13 protein-coding genes are annotated in these 15766 nt (G+C 72.0%); 5 read left to right on the top strand and 8 right to left on the bottom strand.

Annotated features, from left to right (window positions below):
- Positions 1–3: 3 nt before the first annotated feature.
- The 4 genes from BN39_RS04665 to BN39_RS04650 all read right to left on the bottom strand — a co-directional run bounded on the left by BN39_RS04665 (position 4) and on the right by BN39_RS04650 (position 5950).
- Complete coding sequence (locus BN39_RS04665; protein ID WP_019201198.1) at positions 4–4272, bottom strand: alpha-(1->3)-arabinofuranosyltransferase family protein; 4269 nt, start codon at positions 4270–4272, stop codon at positions 4–6.
- Complete coding sequence (locus tag BN39_RS04660; protein ID WP_019201197.1) at positions 4259–4459, bottom strand: DUF2613 family protein; 201 nt, start codon at positions 4457–4459, stop codon at positions 4259–4261. Before BN39_RS04660 ends, BN39_RS04665 begins: the two co-directional genes overlap by 14 nt.
- Positions 4460–4534: 75 nt before the next feature.
- Positions 4535–5029, bottom strand: coding sequence for a universal stress protein (locus BN39_RS04655; protein WP_040765871.1), 495 nt, complete (start codon positions 5027–5029; stop codon positions 4535–4537).
- A gap of 177 nt (positions 5030–5206) precedes the next feature.
- Positions 5207–5950, bottom strand: a complete 744-nt coding sequence (locus BN39_RS04650; protein WP_019201195.1) for an SDR family oxidoreductase — start codon at positions 5948–5950, stop codon at positions 5207–5209.
- Between the two features lie 138 nt (positions 5951–6088).
- Here BN39_RS04650 and BN39_RS04645 point away from each other — a divergent pair, with 138 nt between their 5' ends.
- Complete coding sequence (locus tag BN39_RS04645; RefSeq protein ID WP_019201194.1) at positions 6089–7261, top strand: glycoside hydrolase family 3 N-terminal domain-containing protein; 1173 nt, start codon at positions 6089–6091, stop codon at positions 7259–7261.
- A 79-nt stretch (positions 7262–7340) separates the two neighbouring features.
- Positions 7341–7937, top strand: a complete 597-nt coding sequence (locus tag BN39_RS04640; RefSeq protein ID WP_040766583.1) for a TetR/AcrR family transcriptional regulator — start codon at positions 7341–7343, stop codon at positions 7935–7937.
- Between the two features lie 138 nt (positions 7938–8075).
- Here BN39_RS04640 and BN39_RS04635 read toward each other — a convergent pair whose 3' ends face one another.
- Together BN39_RS04635 and BN39_RS04630 are read right to left on the bottom strand one after the other, a co-directional pair.
- Positions 8076–8960, bottom strand: a complete 885-nt coding sequence (locus BN39_RS04635) for a MaoC/PaaZ C-terminal domain-containing protein (protein ID WP_019201192.1) — start codon at positions 8958–8960, stop codon at positions 8076–8078.
- 1 nt (position 8961) lies between these two features.
- A complete protein-coding gene (locus tag BN39_RS04630; RefSeq protein ID WP_019201191.1) occupies positions 8962–10320 on the bottom strand; it encodes a 3-oxoacyl-ACP reductase in 1359 nt (452 codons plus the stop codon).
- 104 nt (positions 10321–10424) lie between these two features.
- Here BN39_RS04630 and BN39_RS04625 point away from each other — a divergent pair, with 104 nt between their 5' ends.
- From BN39_RS04625 to BN39_RS04615, 3 genes are all read left to right on the top strand, one after another.
- The gene (locus BN39_RS04625) at positions 10425–11708 is read left to right on the top strand and encodes an acetyl-CoA C-acetyltransferase (protein ID WP_019201190.1); all 1284 of its coding nucleotides are present in this window, start codon (positions 10425–10427) and stop codon (positions 11706–11708) included.
- 98 nt (positions 11709–11806) lie between these two features.
- Positions 11807–12235, top strand: coding sequence for a CoA-binding protein (locus BN39_RS04620; RefSeq protein WP_019201189.1), 429 nt, complete (start codon positions 11807–11809; stop codon positions 12233–12235).
- Entirely contained in the window at positions 12232–12732 is a 501-nt protein-coding gene (locus BN39_RS04615; protein WP_019201188.1) for a hypothetical protein, read from the top strand. Before BN39_RS04620 ends, BN39_RS04615 begins: the two co-directional genes overlap by 4 nt.
- Here the strand turns inward: BN39_RS04615 and BN39_RS04610 are convergent.
- Both BN39_RS04610 and BN39_RS04605 read right to left on the bottom strand, forming a co-directional pair.
- Positions 12701–13846, bottom strand: a complete 1146-nt coding sequence (locus BN39_RS04610; protein WP_019201187.1) for an acyltransferase — start codon at positions 13844–13846, stop codon at positions 12701–12703. The genes BN39_RS04615 and BN39_RS04610 overlap by 32 nt on opposite strands.
- Positions 13807–15765 (bottom strand): YhgE/Pip domain-containing protein, encoded by a 1959-nt coding sequence (locus BN39_RS04605; RefSeq protein WP_040766578.1) that lies wholly within the window; start codon positions 15763–15765, stop codon positions 13807–13809. Before BN39_RS04605 ends, BN39_RS04610 begins: the two co-directional genes overlap by 40 nt.
- Position 15766: the final 1 nt, after the last annotated feature.

Genomic DNA, 15766 nt, shown 5'->3' with positions numbered 1-15766 from the left:
GACTCAGCTCTCGTCGCGGCGGCGCAGGCGGGACAGCGCCCGCTGCACGAGCGGATACGCCGAGGACCACGCCATCAGGAGGACGCCGGTCAGGGCCAGGCCCTGCGGCCACGGCCCGTCGCCCACGTAGCCGGCGTCGGCGTGCCACGGCCCCGTCGCGAGCACCAGCATCGCCGCGAGCACGAAACCGGAGGCGCCGAACACCCGGATGGCGGACCGGCGTTCCGCGCCCACGTGCAGCCCGCCGATCACCGCGGTCGCGATCCCCGCGACGCCCCACAGCGCCAGCCCGGCCCAGCCGCTGAGCGCGAACGCCGCCGCGCCCAGGCCGATTCCGGCCGGCGCGCCCGGCTGCCACGCGGCCACCGGATCGGAACGGCGCGAGGGCTTCCCGGCGAACAGCGCGAGCGCCGCCAGGATCACCAGCAGCGTGAGCCCGCCGAACAGCCCGATCCGGTACGGCGCGTTGAGCGCGTACCGCAGTGTCACGGCACCCTCGGTGCCGGCGGGCAGCACCCAGCCCTGCTGCCACCCGTTCACCGTCACCGCGCGCAGCGGCTCACCGTCGGGACCCGTTGCGGCCCAGCCCTCGTTGCGGCTCTCGGGGACCACGAGGACCCGGTCCCGGTCCGTCTTCTCCACGCCGACCACGCGCCGGTCCGGCGTCCAGCTCTGCACCCGGACTGGTTCGTCCTCGGCGCGGGGCGCCGCCTCCGGGGAGTCGAGCGACACGGTCTCCACGCTGAACGCCGGGCTCGGCGTGGCGACGATCTCCTGGCGCCCCGCGGGCAGGGGCAGCGGGCCGTCGGCGCACGGCACGGCGCGCACCGGCTCGCCCTCCCGCAACTGTTGCGCGGTGGCGTCCACCCGGAACCGCACGGTCTTCCCGCCGATCGACACGGTGGGCCCCTGCTCGCAGGGCTGGGTGACGGGGCGGTCCACCGGCGCGGGCTCGGAGCCGGGCACGGGCGCACCGTCGGGCCCGAGGGCCCGCACGCCCGCGAGCCCGGGCGCCATCTTCTCGGGGAAGCCCAGGGCGTTCACGTTGAGACGGTCGTCCCAGTCGAGGAGGGAGACCGCGATGGAATCGGTGACGGCGGGCTGCAACTCGACGGTCGCCGAGTCCCCGTCGTCCTCGTCCACATCGCGCACCTGGCGGCCGGTGCCCAGGTCGACGCCGATCTTCGTCGGCCGGGCCGGCGCCTCGCCGCGGGGGAGGTTCAGCTGCAGCGATGAGACCAGTTGGGGCTTGGGCAGTCTCACCCGCAGGATGGGCTTGGGGGCGGTGGGCTCGGCGGCGGACTGCGGCGCCGTCCACACCGTGTTCGGGTCGCCGTCCACGGCCGCGTCGCTGTTGCCGCGGCCGTCCCCGACGGACGCGTCGGCGAACGCCGACGGGGCGTTCGGATCGCCGAGCAGGGTGGTGAGCGCCTGGCCCGGCCGGGCGCGCACGGTGAGGGAGGGCGTCACCGCGGGCGCTCCGGGACCGTCGACGGTGCGCCGCAGCGCCCCGGGCTCCTCCGGGCCGATCGCGATGTCGGCGCACTGCACCGGGCCGTCACGGCCGTCCCTCCCGGGCGTCACCACGCACCCCGAGCGGCCCATGCCGTCCTGGCCGAGGACCCAGCGGCCCGCCGGTCCGGTCGCGGGCAGGTCGACGCCGTGCCGCGCCGGGATCGGGGTGTTGGTGCGGGCGTCGGTGAGCCGCGCCTCGGAGATCGCGAACTGGCTGCCCCAGGACTTGTTCGCCGTCTCGACGGCCGTGATCCGCAGCCACTTCGTCTTCGCCGACGGGGCGACCAGGGTGATCGGGGTGCCCGCGCTCACCGGGTCCGAGTACACGGTGCCGGCCTCGGTGCTGATGAGCAGCCGGGTCACGGCCGGACCGAGGGCGCGCCCGACGGTGACCGTCACCGACAGGTCCTCCCGGGCCTCCGGGAGGGTGAACTGCATCCACTGCCCGATCGCCTTGTCGAGGCCCGAGGACACCCACGACGTGTTCTTGTCCCCGTCGACCGCGGCGGCCGGGCCGGCGCCGGGCAGGACCGTGCCCAGCTGCGTGGCGTCGGCGGCCGAGCTGGACGTGCTCACGGTGGCGCCGTCCCAGCGCCCGTCGACGGTGCCCGCCCCCTCGACCGGGTAGTCGGGCAGCCGATTGAGGGTGCGCCGGGGATCGCCCTCCGTGCGGATCGCCGAGCTGTGGTCGTCCACCCGGCCGTAGTCGGTCTCCCGGTTCTTCGGGGTGTCGGTGACGGTGAGCGGGCCGGGGGCCAGGCCCGCGGCGGCCGCGTCGCCCGAGAGCAGCGCCGAGCCGATCTCCCGCCGCCCCGCCGCGGCGGCGTCGGCCTGCAGGGTGAGCAGCGACTCCGGTCCGCCCGCCACCCGCGGCATCGACGCGAGGTCCGCGGTGTACGGGCCGGTGGGCACGTCGCCGGGATCCACGCGGTAGACGGTGATCGCGGGCAGCGGCGGCCGCAGGCCGGAGTCGATGGTGACGTTCTCCACGGTCGGCGGCGCCACGTCGTCGCCGAACCGCGCGACCTCGGTGATCCCGGGCGAGCCCAGCACCGCGGCGCGGGCCAGCGCGGGGCGCGCCGACCGGGAGGTGTCGGGGTCCAGATCGGCGCGGAGCACCAGGTAGCCGATGCCCTGCCGGCGCAGCGTGGGCGCCAGGCCCGCCGACGGTGTGCCGGCGCTCAGCAGACGCTGCACCGAGTCGAGGGCGCGGATCGCGCCCGGCGGGTTGAGCGGGATGGCGTCGCGCACGGCCCACGGGGTCTGCGCGAGGGGCTGGATCGGCTCGTCGCGGGTCAGGCCCCACAGCTGCGCGCCGAACGGGGCGCCGGGCACCACCAGGGCGCGATCCGCGCGAGCCTGCCCGGGGGCGGTCCCCGAGGCGTGCTCGGACAGCCACGACGCCGCCTGCCCCCAGTAGTCCGGGATCCGGTCGTACGGGCCGCGCGGCGCCAGCTTGCCGGACCACGCCATGCCCCCGGCCAGCGCCAGCACCACGACCACGGCCAGCGCGCCGGCGGCGAGCCGGTCCCGCTCGGGGTGCGCCAGCGCCCGACGCACGTCCCGCAGCCCGACGGTGCCGGGCAGCGGCGCCCGGGCCAGCAGGTGCGCGATGCCCAGCACCAGCGGCAACCGCAGGAACGGCTCGAGCTTGTACACGTTGCGCAGCGGCGCACCGTCGCCGTCCAGGAACACCCGGACCGGCTCGGCGAACGGGGAACCGAGGCCGCTCGCGTAGCCGACGCCGATGGCCACGAGCCCCACCAGCAGCACCGTCGCCCACACGCCCCGCTTGGGCATGCGGCGCATCGTCAGGCCCGCGATCCCGGCGGCCGCCACCATGCCCGTGACCACCACGGCCGCCGGCGTGGTGGTGAGCATCGCGCCCGCGGTGCGCTCCTCGGAGATGAACGGGCTCCACGACGTGGTGCCGCGCAGCACCTCGGGCAGCGAGGACCACTGGGTGGTGGCTCGCGAGGACTCGATGAACTCGAGGAACGGGGGACTGACCTGCCCCATGATGAACAGCGGGACGATCCACCAGGTGGTCGCCAGGAGGACGCACAGCGCCCACCACGCGCTGAACGTCCAGAACCTGCGGGTCCCGGCGCCGACCCGGAGGTGCAGCAGCCACCACAGGGCGGCGACGGCGCAGGCCAGGCCGGTGGCGACGGCGTTGACGGCGCCCATGAGGGCGACCGCGACGGCGGACTTCGCGGCCAGGTTGCGCAGCGGCGCCTCGCTGCCCTGCAGCATCTGGACCAGGGGGAGCAGCACCCAGGGTGCGAGCATCACGGGCGCGGTCTCCGAGCTGATCGCGCCGAGCGTGGTGAGCACCTGCGGGGCCAGCACGAACGCGACGGCCGCCAGGATCCGGGAACCGCGGGAGCCGGTCCTCAGCGCCTCGGCGAGGCGGATCACGCCCCAGAAGCCCGCGAACAGGAGGAGCGCCCACCACAGGCGCTGCGTGATCCACGCCGGGACGTGCAGCACGTCGCCCAGCGCGAAGAACGCGCCGTGCGGGAAGAAGTAGCCGTAGGCCTGGTTCTGCACCTGGCCCAGTGGGGACTGGCTGGACCACACGTTCGCGGCGCGGGCCAGGAAACCGAGCGGGTTCGCCGTGAGATCGAGCTTGGTATCGGCGACGATCTTCCCCGGCGAGCTGAGGAAGCTCAGCGCCAGGAGGGCGACGAACGCCCACGCGCCTACGCGGCGGGAGAGCGGTTCTTCTCTGAGCTGGGCGCTACTTGTTGGCACCCGAGTCGTCGCGCTCGCCGTAGTTCGACGAGCCCTGCAGGAAGCCCTTGTCCGGCTTCACGCTGTTCACGTCGGTCGACGGGGTGGTCTGGCCGACGGCGGCGCCGCTCGCCAGTGCCAGGGCGACGGCGACGACGATGCCGGCGAGCGCGGCGCCGGCGCTGGCGATGATCGAGGTGCGGTCCATGCGGCAGAGTCTACAGGTCTCCGGCGCCGGCTCCGTTCACACAGCTCGGGAGTGCCCGAGTCGCCACGATCGCCCCTACAGTTCCGGTGCGCCCGACGGGACGATCATCACCGGTCGCTTGCAGCCGCGCAGCACGTGCTCGGACACCGAGGAGTGCCACAGCGCCCGCAGCCCCGTCTGGCCGCGGCTGCCGGTGACGATCACGTCCACGTTCTCGGCATCGGACGCGCCGATGATCGCGGTCCAGACCGTGGTGGCGACCTCGACCAACTCGCCGCGGGCGGTGAACCCGGCGGCCTCGGCGAGTTCGACGCCCTCCGCGTTGGTCTTCTGCGCCTCCGCGTGCACCACGTCGCTCTCGCGGGTGAGCGCGGTCTCGGCGGCGCCGGCCCCGGCGACGCCCGACATCGCGGACAGGCGGGCGGCCTGGTGGATGGTGGACTCCCACGCCGTGACGACGACGGCCTCGGCGTCGCGTCCCTGGGCGAGGACCTTGCTGGCGTACTTCACGGCGCGCTGTGCGGACTCCGTGCCGTCGTACGCGATCAGAACCTTGACGCAGTCACTCATGCGGATCACCTCGATGCTCGTGACGTGGCGGACATCGGCGTCGGTGGCCCGGCATCGGATGCCCTACCTCCTACGGTAGTCACGCGGACGCGCGATCGCCATGCCGGACACGCGCGTTCGCCGTGCCGGACACGGGGTGTGGCGGCACGGCGATCGCGCGCCGGGTGCGCGCGGCGGCTACACCAGGGCGCCGCCGTCGATCTTGATGGTGGAGCCGGTGAGGAACTGGGTCTTCCCGTCGATGAGGAAGCGGACCACGTTGGCCACCTCGCGGTAGGTGTCCAGGCGGCCCATGGGCACGATGGCCGCGAGCTCCTTCTTCTTCTCCGGCTGGTCCCAGACGGCCGGCGGGTAGTACTCCGCGCTCTCCATGTAGTTCGGGGTGATGCAGTTGACCTGCACGCCGTACCGGCCCAGATCGCGTGCGGCGCCCAGCGCCATCGACGGGGCGGTGGCCCGCATCGCCGAGTAGTACACGGTGCCCGACTGCGGCTTCATCCACGACTCGGAGCCGAAAAGCACGATCGCGCCGCTCTTCTGGTCCCGCATCACCCTGGCGACGTAGTTGAGCAGCCTGCTCGGCTCCACGATCATCTCGGTGGCCGCGTCGGCCAGCCACGCGTGCAGCTCGTCCGGGTCCTCGCAGTCCGTGATGTGCCGCTCGCCCTTGCCGACGGAGTTCTCGACGAGCACGTCGATGCGGCCGGTCTCCTGGAACGCGCGGGCGGCCACCGTGAGGCGGTCGCCCGCGACGGCGGTCGCGGTGGGGTGATCCTTCTCGTACGCGGCGCGTGCCGAGGCGTCGCCGAACGACTTGTCGTGCGCGTAGACCTTCGCTCCGATGTCTTCGAGGGCCAGGATTCCGGGCGGGCCGGCGTACTCGGTGACATTGGTGAGGATGGCGGTGGGGGATGCGCTCATGATCGAACCAGCTTTCGTGAGAGTTCTTGAACGGCAACGCGAATTGAAAGCTAGCAGAGGGTGATGCGGTTGCAAACCGAAAGACCTGATTGTCATGTGTTTGCTACACAACCGGTGCTCTCTGACAGACTGGCCCCGATGCGACTGATCCGGAACCTCACGATCCTGGTGGTGGCGGCCGCCGCGACGGCGTGCGGCACGTCGACGCCGGGCGCACCGTCGGACACGGCGGCGCCGTCGTCGGCGGGCGCCGCCACCAGCGCGACGAGCGCTGCGGCCTCCTCCTCGGCCGCGCCGGGCCGGCCCGCCGGGTGTGCCGCGGACTTCCTGTCGAAGCTGTCGGTGCGCGAGAAGGCGGCGCAGCTGCTCATGGTGGGCGTCACGGACGCCGCCGACGCCCGGAACGCGGTGCAGAAGTACGGCGTGGGCGGGGTTTTCATCGGGAGCTGGACGGACAGGTCGGTGTTCACCGGCGGCGCGCTCAACCGGGTCGCGAGCGCGGGTAAGGTGCCGGCGTGGGTGTCGGTCGACGAGGAGGGCGGCCGCGTCTCGCGGGTGCCCGGCGCCGATCTGGTGTCCGCGCGGGAGCTGGCGCGGACCACGTCCGTCGAGGGCGCCCGGGCCGAGGGCAAGCGGATCGGCGCGCTGCTGAAGTCCAAGGGGATCTCGATCGACTTCGCGCCCGATGCCGACGTCTCGTCGCAGCCCGCGGATTCCGTGATCGGCGACCGCGCGTACTCGGACGATCCGGCGGTGGTGACGAAGTACTCCCAGGCCTTCGCGGCGGGGCTGCGGGACGGCGGCGTGTACCCCGTCTACAAGCACTTCCCCGGCCACGGCAGCTCGTCGGGCGATTCGCACCAGGGCGGCGTCAGCGTGCCGCCGCTGAACCGGCTCAAGCAGAAGGACCTCATCCCGTTCCGGTCCGCGGTGGCCGACGACGCGGGCGTGATGGTGGGGCACCTGACGGTGCCGGGGCTGACCGAGCCCGGGCTGCCGACCAGCCTGAGTCCCGCGACGATGCGGCTGCTGCGCGACGGGACGGGCTACGGCGCGAAGCCGTTCCAGGGGCCGATCTTCACCGACGACCTGTCCGGGATGAAGGCGATCACCGACGAGTACAGCGTCCCGCGGGCGGTGACCGCGTCGCTGGAGGCGGGCGCCGACGTGGCGCTGTGGATCTCGACGGACCAGCTCGGCGCCGCGCTCGACGCGGTGGTGGCCTCGGTGCGGGCCAAGCGGCTGCCGCTGGAGCGGCTGGATGCCTCGGTGCTCCGGGTGGCGCGCGCGAAGAACGTCGTGACCTGCTGATTCGGAACGGTTCTCGCTGTAACTTACTAACCGGTAACCAGGTGCCGTAGGATCTGACTCGAGAGTAAGGAGTGTGCCGGTGGCCGGTGGTACGAAGCGTTTGCCGCGCGCGGTGCGCGAGCAGCAGATGCTCGACGCCGCCATCAAGGTGTTCTCCCGCAACGGGTTCTACGAGACGTCGATGGACGCCGTGGCCCGCGAGGCGGAGATCAGCAAGCCGATGCTGTATCTCTACTACGGCTCCAAGGACGAGCTGTTCGCCGCCTGCGTCACCCGCGAGGCCGGCAAGTTCATGCGCAGCATCGAGTTCGACGCCAGCCCCACGCTGCCGCCGCTGCAGCGCCTGCGCTCGGTGATCGCGGGCTTCCTCAAGTACGTCGACCAGAACCGCGACGCGTGGCGGGTGATGTACCGCGAGGCCACCGGCCAGGCCGCCTTCGCGGCCCTCTCCGAGGCCAACCGCGAGCGCGTGGTCGAGATGACGGCGGTGCTGCTGCGCGAGGCCGCGAAGTACGCCCCGGACGACACCGACTTCGACCTCTACGCCGTCGCCCTCGTGGGCTCCGGCGAGGCGATCGCGGACCGTCTGGCCACCGGGAAGGTGGAGCTGGACCGCGCCGTCGAGATCATGACCTCGTTCCTCTGGGGCGGCATCCGCGGCGAACGCCCGGAGTAGCCGCCGTCGCGAAAATGCGCTGCAGCGGCCCGTCGCGGCCATAGTGGCCGCGTGCCTCCTCTCCAGTGCATTTTCACGGAGACGGCGAACGCCCGGTTTCCGGGATGAAGCGGAGAACCGGGCGCTCGCGGGGTGGGGTTACAGCGGGGTGACGGTGGCCGTCACGTGGGGGAAGCCCCTCTTCAGGTCCTTCGCCACGATCTCGGTGCTCTCCGGGGTCCGGGTCACGTACAGGCCGACCTTGGCCGGCAGGATCACCGGGCGGCCGAAGCGGACGTGGTAGATCACCTCGTCGGGCACCTGCCCCTCCACGACGCGGAGGATGGCCGCGGCCGTCCACGCGCCGTGCGCGATCGACGACGGGAAGCCGAAAGCCTTGCCGCCCAACGGCGACATGTGGATCGGGTTCCGGTCACCGCTGACGCCGGCGTACCGGCGGATCAGCGCACCGTCGGCCGTGAGCAGCGCGGCGGGCGCGCCGGGGCGCGCCTCCTTCGGCGCCGGGCCCGACGGTTCGCCGGACAGCGACGTCTTCTGCTGGATCATCATGGTCGAGACCTCGGTGGCCACCGACGTGCCGTCGGCGTCGGTGAACTCGGTGACGAAGTCCAGCAGCATGCCCTTGCGGTGCTCGCGCAGGTTCTCGGCGTTGGTGCGCAGCGTGAGCCGCTCGCCGGGCACCACCCGCCGGCGACGCGTGATGGTGTTCTCCACGTGCACCGAACCCACTGCGGCGGCGGGGAAGTCGTCCGCGAGGAACAGGTCCATGATGAGCGGGAAGGACAGCACGTAGAGGTACATCACCGGCACCTCGCCGGTGTTCTGCAGCCCCACCACGTCGCAGTACTCGGCGACGGCCGACGGGTCGACGTCCACGGTGAGCTCCACGGCCCGGGTGGGCAGCCGGGTCTCGGGCGTCAGCCGGCCCTGCTTGCCCACGACGGGCAGGATGCCCTTGAGGCCGCGGGTGAGAACCGAGAAGCTCGACGGGGGAGCCTGCAGCACGGTCACGTTCTTCGCCATATCAGGCCCCCAGCAGGCTCTGACCGCACACGCGCACCACGTTGCCGGTCACCGCGGCGGAGGACGGCGCGGAGAAGTAGGACACGGTCTCGGCGACGTCCACCGTCTGACCGCCCTGCTGCAGCGAGTTCATCAGGCGGCCGGCCTGGCGCGTGGCCAGCGGGATGGCCGCGGTCATCGCGGTCTCGATGAAGCCCGGCGCGACGGCGTTGATGGTGATGTTCTTCTTCGCCAGCACCGGGGCGTAGGCGTCGACGATGCCGATGACGCCGGCCTTGGTGGCGCCGTAATTGGTCTGGCCGCGGTTACCGGCGATGCCGGCGATGGAGGACACGTCCACCACGGCGCCGCCCTCGTTGAGGGCGTCCTCGGCGAGCAGCGCGTCGACGAGCTGCTTGGGCGCCTTGAGGTTCACCGCCATCACCGCGTTCCACTTGCCCTCGTCCATGTTGGCGAGCAGCTTGTCCCGGGTGATGCCGGCGTTGTTGACGATGATGTCCAGGCCGTTGTGGCGGGCCTTGACGTGCTCGGCGATCTTCTTGCCGGCGTCCTCGGCGGTCACGTCGAGGGGCAGCGCGGTGCCACCCACCTTGTTGGCGACGTCGGACAGGGCCTCACCGGCGGCGGGGATGTCGGCGGCGATGACGTGGGCGCCGTCGCGCGCGAGGACCTCGGCGATGGTGGCGCCGATGCCGCGGGCGGCGCCGGTCACGAGCGCGACCTTGCCGGCGAGCGGCTTGTCCCAGTCGGCCGGGGCGGTGGCGTCGCGGTCGGTCACGCGGATCACCTGGGCGTCGACGTAGGCCGACTTGCCCGACAGCAGGAAGCGCAGCGTCGAGGCCAGGCCCGAGGCGCCGGTGGCGGCGTCCGGGTGCACGTAGACGAGCTGCGCGGTGGCGCCGTTGCGGAGCTCCTTGGCGACCGACCGGGTGAAGCCCTCGAGGGCGCGCTGCGCGATGTGCTCGTCCAGGTCCTCGACGAGCTCCGGCGTGGTGCCGAGCACCACGAGGCGCGCGCTGTTGGCCAGCGAGCGCATCTGCGGGCCGAAGAACTCGAACAGGCCCTTGAGCTCGTCGATGTCGGTGATGCCGGTGGCGTCGAAGACCGCGCCGCCCAGCTTCTCGGCGCCGCGGGCGCCGGCGTTGTTGACCACGAGGTCGTAGTCCGCGAGCAGCTCGCGCACCGGCTCGACCAGGCGGCCCTTGCCGCCGAGCAGGACGGGCCCGGCCAGGGCGGGCTTGCCGGCCTGGTACCGGCGGAGCGTCGGAGGCTGCGGGAGGCCGAGGCGGCCGGCCAGGAAGGAGCCGGGGCCCGACTTCACGAAGGTCGCGTAGAAGTCCGTGCTGGGTGCTTCAGGCATGTGGGGTACCTCATCCTGTGGGGTTCCGATAGGCTATCGACAAACAACTTACTCCAGAGTAAGAATACTCGGTAGTAGCAATCCTCGATGACTGGGAGAAACCCGTGGTCAACAACGAAATCCGCCCCGTCGCCATCCTCGGCGGCAACCGGATCCCGTTCGCCCGATCCGACCGGGCGTACGCGAAGGCCAGCAACCAGGACATGTTCACCGCCGCCCTGAACGGCCTGGTCAGCCGCTTCAACCTGCAGGGCGAGCAGCTGGGCGCCGTGGTCGGCGGCGCGGTGCTCAAGCACAGCCGCGACTTCAACCTGATCCGCGAGTCGGTGCTCGGCAGCCCGCTCAGCCCGTACACCCCCGCGTTCGACGTGCAGCAGGCCTGCGCCACCGGCCTCCAGGCCATCAACTGCGTCGCCGAGGGCATCGCCCTGGGCCGGTTCGAGGCCGGTATCGGCGGCGGCACCGACACCACCTCGGACGCCCCGATCGGCGTCTCCGAGGGCATGCGCAAGGTGATGCTGGAACTCAACCGGGCCAAGAGCACCGTCGACCAGCTCAAGCTCGTGGGCAAGCTGCCAGGCAACCTGGGCATCGAGATCCCCAAGAACGGCGAGCCCCGCACCGGCATGTCGATGGGCGAGCACGCGGCCATCACGGCCAAGGAGTTCGGCGTCGCCCGCGCCGACCAGGACGAACTGGCCGCGCTGAGCCACCAGAACATGGCCGCCGCCTACGACCGGGGCTTCTTCGAGGACCTCATCACGCCGTACCTCGGGCTCACCCGCGACGACAACCTGCGCGCCGACTCCTCGGTGGAGAAGCTCGCCACCCTCAAGCCCGTGTTCGGCGTCTCGCTGGGCGACGCGACCATGACGGCCGGCAACTCGACCCCGCTCACCGACGGGGCGTCGACGGTGCTGCTGTCGAGCGACGAGTGGGCGAAGGAGAAGGGCCTGCCCGTTCTCGCGTACCTCAAGGACGTCGAGTTCTCCGCCGTGGACTACGTGGGCGGCAAGGACGGCCTGCTCATGGCGCCCACCTACGCGGTGCCGAAGCTGCTGGCGCGCAACGGCCTCACGCTGCAGGACTTCGACTTCTACGAGATCCACGAGGCCTTCGCCTCCGTGGTGCTGTGCACCCTGCAGGCGTGGGAGTCGGCGGAGTACTGCAAGGACCGCCTGGGCCTGGACGCGCCGCTCGGCGCGATCGACCGCAGCAAGCTCAACGTGAACGGCTCCTCGCTCGCGGCGGGCCACCCGTTCGCCGCGACCGGCGGCCGCATCGTTGCCTCGGCCGCGAAGCAGATCAAGGAGAACGGCGGCGGCCGCGCGCTGGTGTCGATCTGCGCCGCCGGCGGCCAGGGCATCACCGCCATCATCGAGGGCTGATCCGCCCGAGAACGCCTGCTGGAGCGACCCCCTCGACACCGAGGGGGTCGCTCCCGTTTGCGGCGGATTTCGGCGGGCGGCGGACCTACACTGGGGTCATGACCGCCACGGACGACCTCATCGAGAAGATCCTGCGCGAGTACGACACCATCACCGTGGTCGGCGCCAGCGCGGACCCGGCGAAGGCGGCGCACGACGTGCCGGCCTACATGCAGCACCGGGGGTGGCGGATCATCCCCGTCAACCCGCACACGGACCGGATCTTCGGCGAGCCGGTGTACCGGACCCTCGCCGACGTGCCCGAGCAGGTGGGCCTCGTCGACGTCTTCCGCCCGTCCGAGCAGACCCCCGAAATCGCCCGCCAGGCCGTCGCCGCCGGCGCCACCGCCCTGTGGCTGCAGCTGGGCATCCGCTCCGAGGAGGCCAGGGAGATCGCGGAATCCGCCGGCCTGGCGTACATCGAGGACCGGTGCCTCATCATCGAACAGAAACGGCTGCGCATCGTGCGGCGGAGGGCGGAAGCATGAGCCTCGGGATCGCCGTCTTCATCGCCATCGGCGTGCTCGCGCTCGCCACGCTCGGCGGGGTGCTGTGGTTCGTGCGCGACTCCAACAAGCGGATCCAGGGATTCGCGAAGTCCACCGACCTCGTGCCCGGCAAACCGGGCCGCGCGCCCGCGGAGTGGGCCACCTCCACCGAACCGGAGGCGCTGCTGCACCAGCGCCTGCGCTACGCGATAGCCGATGTGCACTCCGCGAATCAGGCGGTGGCCGTGCCGGTTCCGCCGGATTCCGCCGCCGCGGCCGATCCCACGGACCTGGACGACCTCGACGACGCGGTGTTCGCGCTCGACGACCGCCTGATCGCCGCCGCGCAGCTCACCGGCGAGGACCGCACCAAGGCCACTGCCGAGCTCGCCCCCAAGGTGGCGTCGCTGGAGTCGCTCACCGGAAAGCTCTGGGAGGCACCGGCCTCCCGCCGGGGCGAGCTGCTCAACGCCACCGTCTCGGCACTGCGGCGCTAGCGCGCAGGCGGTCCACGGAGCGGTTCAGCGCCCACGACAGCGGCACCGTGATCGCCGTGGTCACCGCGACGATCGCCCACGTCGACCCCTGGAACAGCGTCCAGCCGAAGAGATTCAGCACCACCACGTCCATCACCATGACGTGGATCAGGAAGTACTCGTAGCTGATCGAGCCCAGCCACACCATGGGGCGCGACCCCAGCACCCGCGACGGTCCGCCCGCCGCGGCGGCCACCAGCAGCCCGCCGACGAGCGCCTCCAGCAGGTACTTGGCCACGCCCTGCCCGGGCGAGGGCAGCCGCAGGTCGATCGGGCCCGCGAGCGGCGTCACCAGCAGCCCGTACGCCGCCAGCGCGCCCGCCAGCAGCCCCAGCCGCAGGCCGCGGGTCCACGGCACCCGGCCCACCGTCAGCGCCGCGACGATGCCCGCCGCGAACGCGGCCGCGTACCCCGGCGGCCAGGACCGGGCCGTCTTGCCGAACACCTCGGTGGCGGTGACCAGCGCGATCCACCCGGCGGCGAGCAGCACCATCGCGGCCGGCACCGGCCACATCCGCGGCGCACACCGCACCAGGGCGAGCCCCAGCAGCGGCAGCGCCAGGTAGAACGCCACCTCCACGCACATGCTCCACATCTGAGCGAGGCCCGTGTGCACGTGCCCCACGCCGTAGATCTGCACGAACAGCAGGTGCCGCAGGTAGCCGCCCCAGCCGTGCCCGTGCGGCGAGGCATCGGGCCGCCACAGGTAGATCACGTAGACGACGGTGACCACCGTCCAGTACGCGGGCAGGATCCGCCACGCCCGGTGCCGTGCGTACCGGCGCAGGTCCGGCGACGGTCCGCCGCGGGCCCACGCGATCCACGGGCGCGCCAGCAGGTACCCCGACAGCGCGAAGAACACCGGCACCGCGGTCTCGAGGCGCGCGTACGCCGCGCCCCACGCGTCCGGCGTGAAATCGCCCGCCCAGAACGCGGCGTGCGTCACGCACACCCCGAACGCGGCGACCGCCCGGAGCCCCGTCAGCGCGGGGATCCGGTCGACGGGGTGCTCGGGGGCGGCGGCGGAGGAGATGGTCAGATCTTGATCGCGGGGATGAGCCGGTCCAGGTTCCACAGCCGGTTACGCCGCGCCGAGAGGCACGAGACGGTGACGGAGACGACCCAGAGGAAGATCATCACCCCGATCGCCTGCCACAGCCGGTGGTCGATGCCGCCGGAGACCAATTGGCGTAAACCGTTGACTCCGTATGTCATCGGATCGTACGTGTGCAGGAACTGGAACGGTTTCGCGGTGGTCTCCACGGGATACATGCCGCCCGAACTGACCAACTGCAGCATGAGCAGCGCCATGATGAGCACGCGCCCCACGGCGGGCCCCACGAGGGCGTTCACCGCCTGCGTGAAGGCCACGAAGGCCAGCGACACCCCCATCATGAAGAACAGCACGGCCACGGGGTGGGCCACTTCCAAGCCGAGCCCGAACCGCACGACGCAGTACAGGATCACGGCCTGGCACAGGGCGATCGCGGCGGCGGGCAGGTAGCTCGCCATGACCACGCGGATGGCCAGCACCTCGGCGGCGATGGCGCGGTTCTGCAACGGGCGGAACACCATCCACAGCACCAGTGCGCCGAAGAACAGCGCCAGGGTGAGGAAGAACGGAGCCATGCCGGTGCCGAAGTTCGGGGCGCGGTTCTCGTGCTGCGCGTCCAGCGACACCGGCCCGCCGATGGTCGAGGCGACCTGGCTGGTCTGCTCGGGAGACCACTTGGGCACCGCGCCCGCGCCCTCGTGCAGCTTGGTCGCCAGCTCCCGGCTGCCGTCCTTGAGCTGCCCCGTGCCGTCCTTGAGCTTGCCGGCACCGTCGGACAGCTGCGTGATCCCGCCGTCGAGCTGGGCGTTCCCCGCGGCCACCTGCGCGGCCCCGTCCCGGAGCTGGTTCAGCTTGCCGGTGAGTTCGTCCCCGGTGCCGCCCACCTTCGAGAGCACCGTCTGCAGCGGGCTGCCGGGCGTGCGCAGCTGCTCGGTGAGCGCGATCGCGCCGTTCTGCGCGGTGAGGAGCTGCTGCTTGGCCGCCGCGGTCATGGACGCCTGCGCGAGCTGCGCGCGCACCGCGCGGAGGCCGTCGGCGGCGTGCCGCGCGCCGGGGTCGGGGCTGGCGTTCAGCTGCGCGATCGCCGCGTCGATCCCGGCGAGGGCGGTGTCCTGCGTCTTGGCGAACGCCCCCGCCTTGTCCGCGGCCTCGGTGAGGGCGGCCGCGCTCTGTTGCAGCTGCTGGGTGTTCCCGCCCAGCCCGGAGAGCGCGCGGGTCACCGCGAGGATCGGGTCGGTGGCCTGGTTGATGCCGTCGGAGAGCTGCTGCGAACCGGTCTTGAGCTGCGCGGAGCCCGTCTTCGCGGTCGCCAGGCCGGACGCGAGCTGCCCGGCACCGTCGTCGGCCGTGACGAGACCGTCGGCCAGTTTGCCGGCCCCGTCGGCGGCCTGTTCGATCCCCGAGCCGGCCGTGATCATCATGGACAGCACCTGGTTGACGGCCTGCCCCGAGATGCGCGTGGACACCGCGTTGAGCACCTGCGACATGGCGGTCTGGCCGATGGTGGAGGAGATGTAGTTGTTGGCGTCGTTGTAGACGGCGCGCAGCTGCGCCTTCTCGGGCTTGCCGCTCATGGGGGAGGAGATCGCGGAGGAGAAGTTCTCCGGCAGCTCCAGCATGAAGTAGTAGGTGCCGTCCTTGACGCCCTGCGCGGCCTCCTCGGGCGAGACGACGTTCCAGTCCAGGCTCTCGTCGTCCTTGAGGGACTTCTCCACCTCGGAGCCCGCGTTGATCTTCTGGCCCTTGACCTCGGCGCCCTTGTCCGCGTTGACCAGCGCGACCGGCATCTTGTTCACGTTGCCGAACGGGTCCCAGAACGCCCACAGGTAGAGCGCGCCGTACACGAGCGGCAGCAGCATCAGCACCACGATGGCGGCGCGGGTCAGCCGGCTGCGGCCGAACCGCTTGATCTCGGAGCCGAAGGCGAGGCCCGCGGCGATG

The organism is Tsukamurella sp. 1534, assembly GCF_000312385.1.
In the GTDB taxonomy this organism is placed as follows: Bacteria; Actinomycetota; Actinomycetes; order Mycobacteriales; family Mycobacteriaceae; genus Tsukamurella.
Note: the sequence above shows the minus strand (reverse complement) of the source record. Positions and strands in the feature narration are given on the sequence as shown.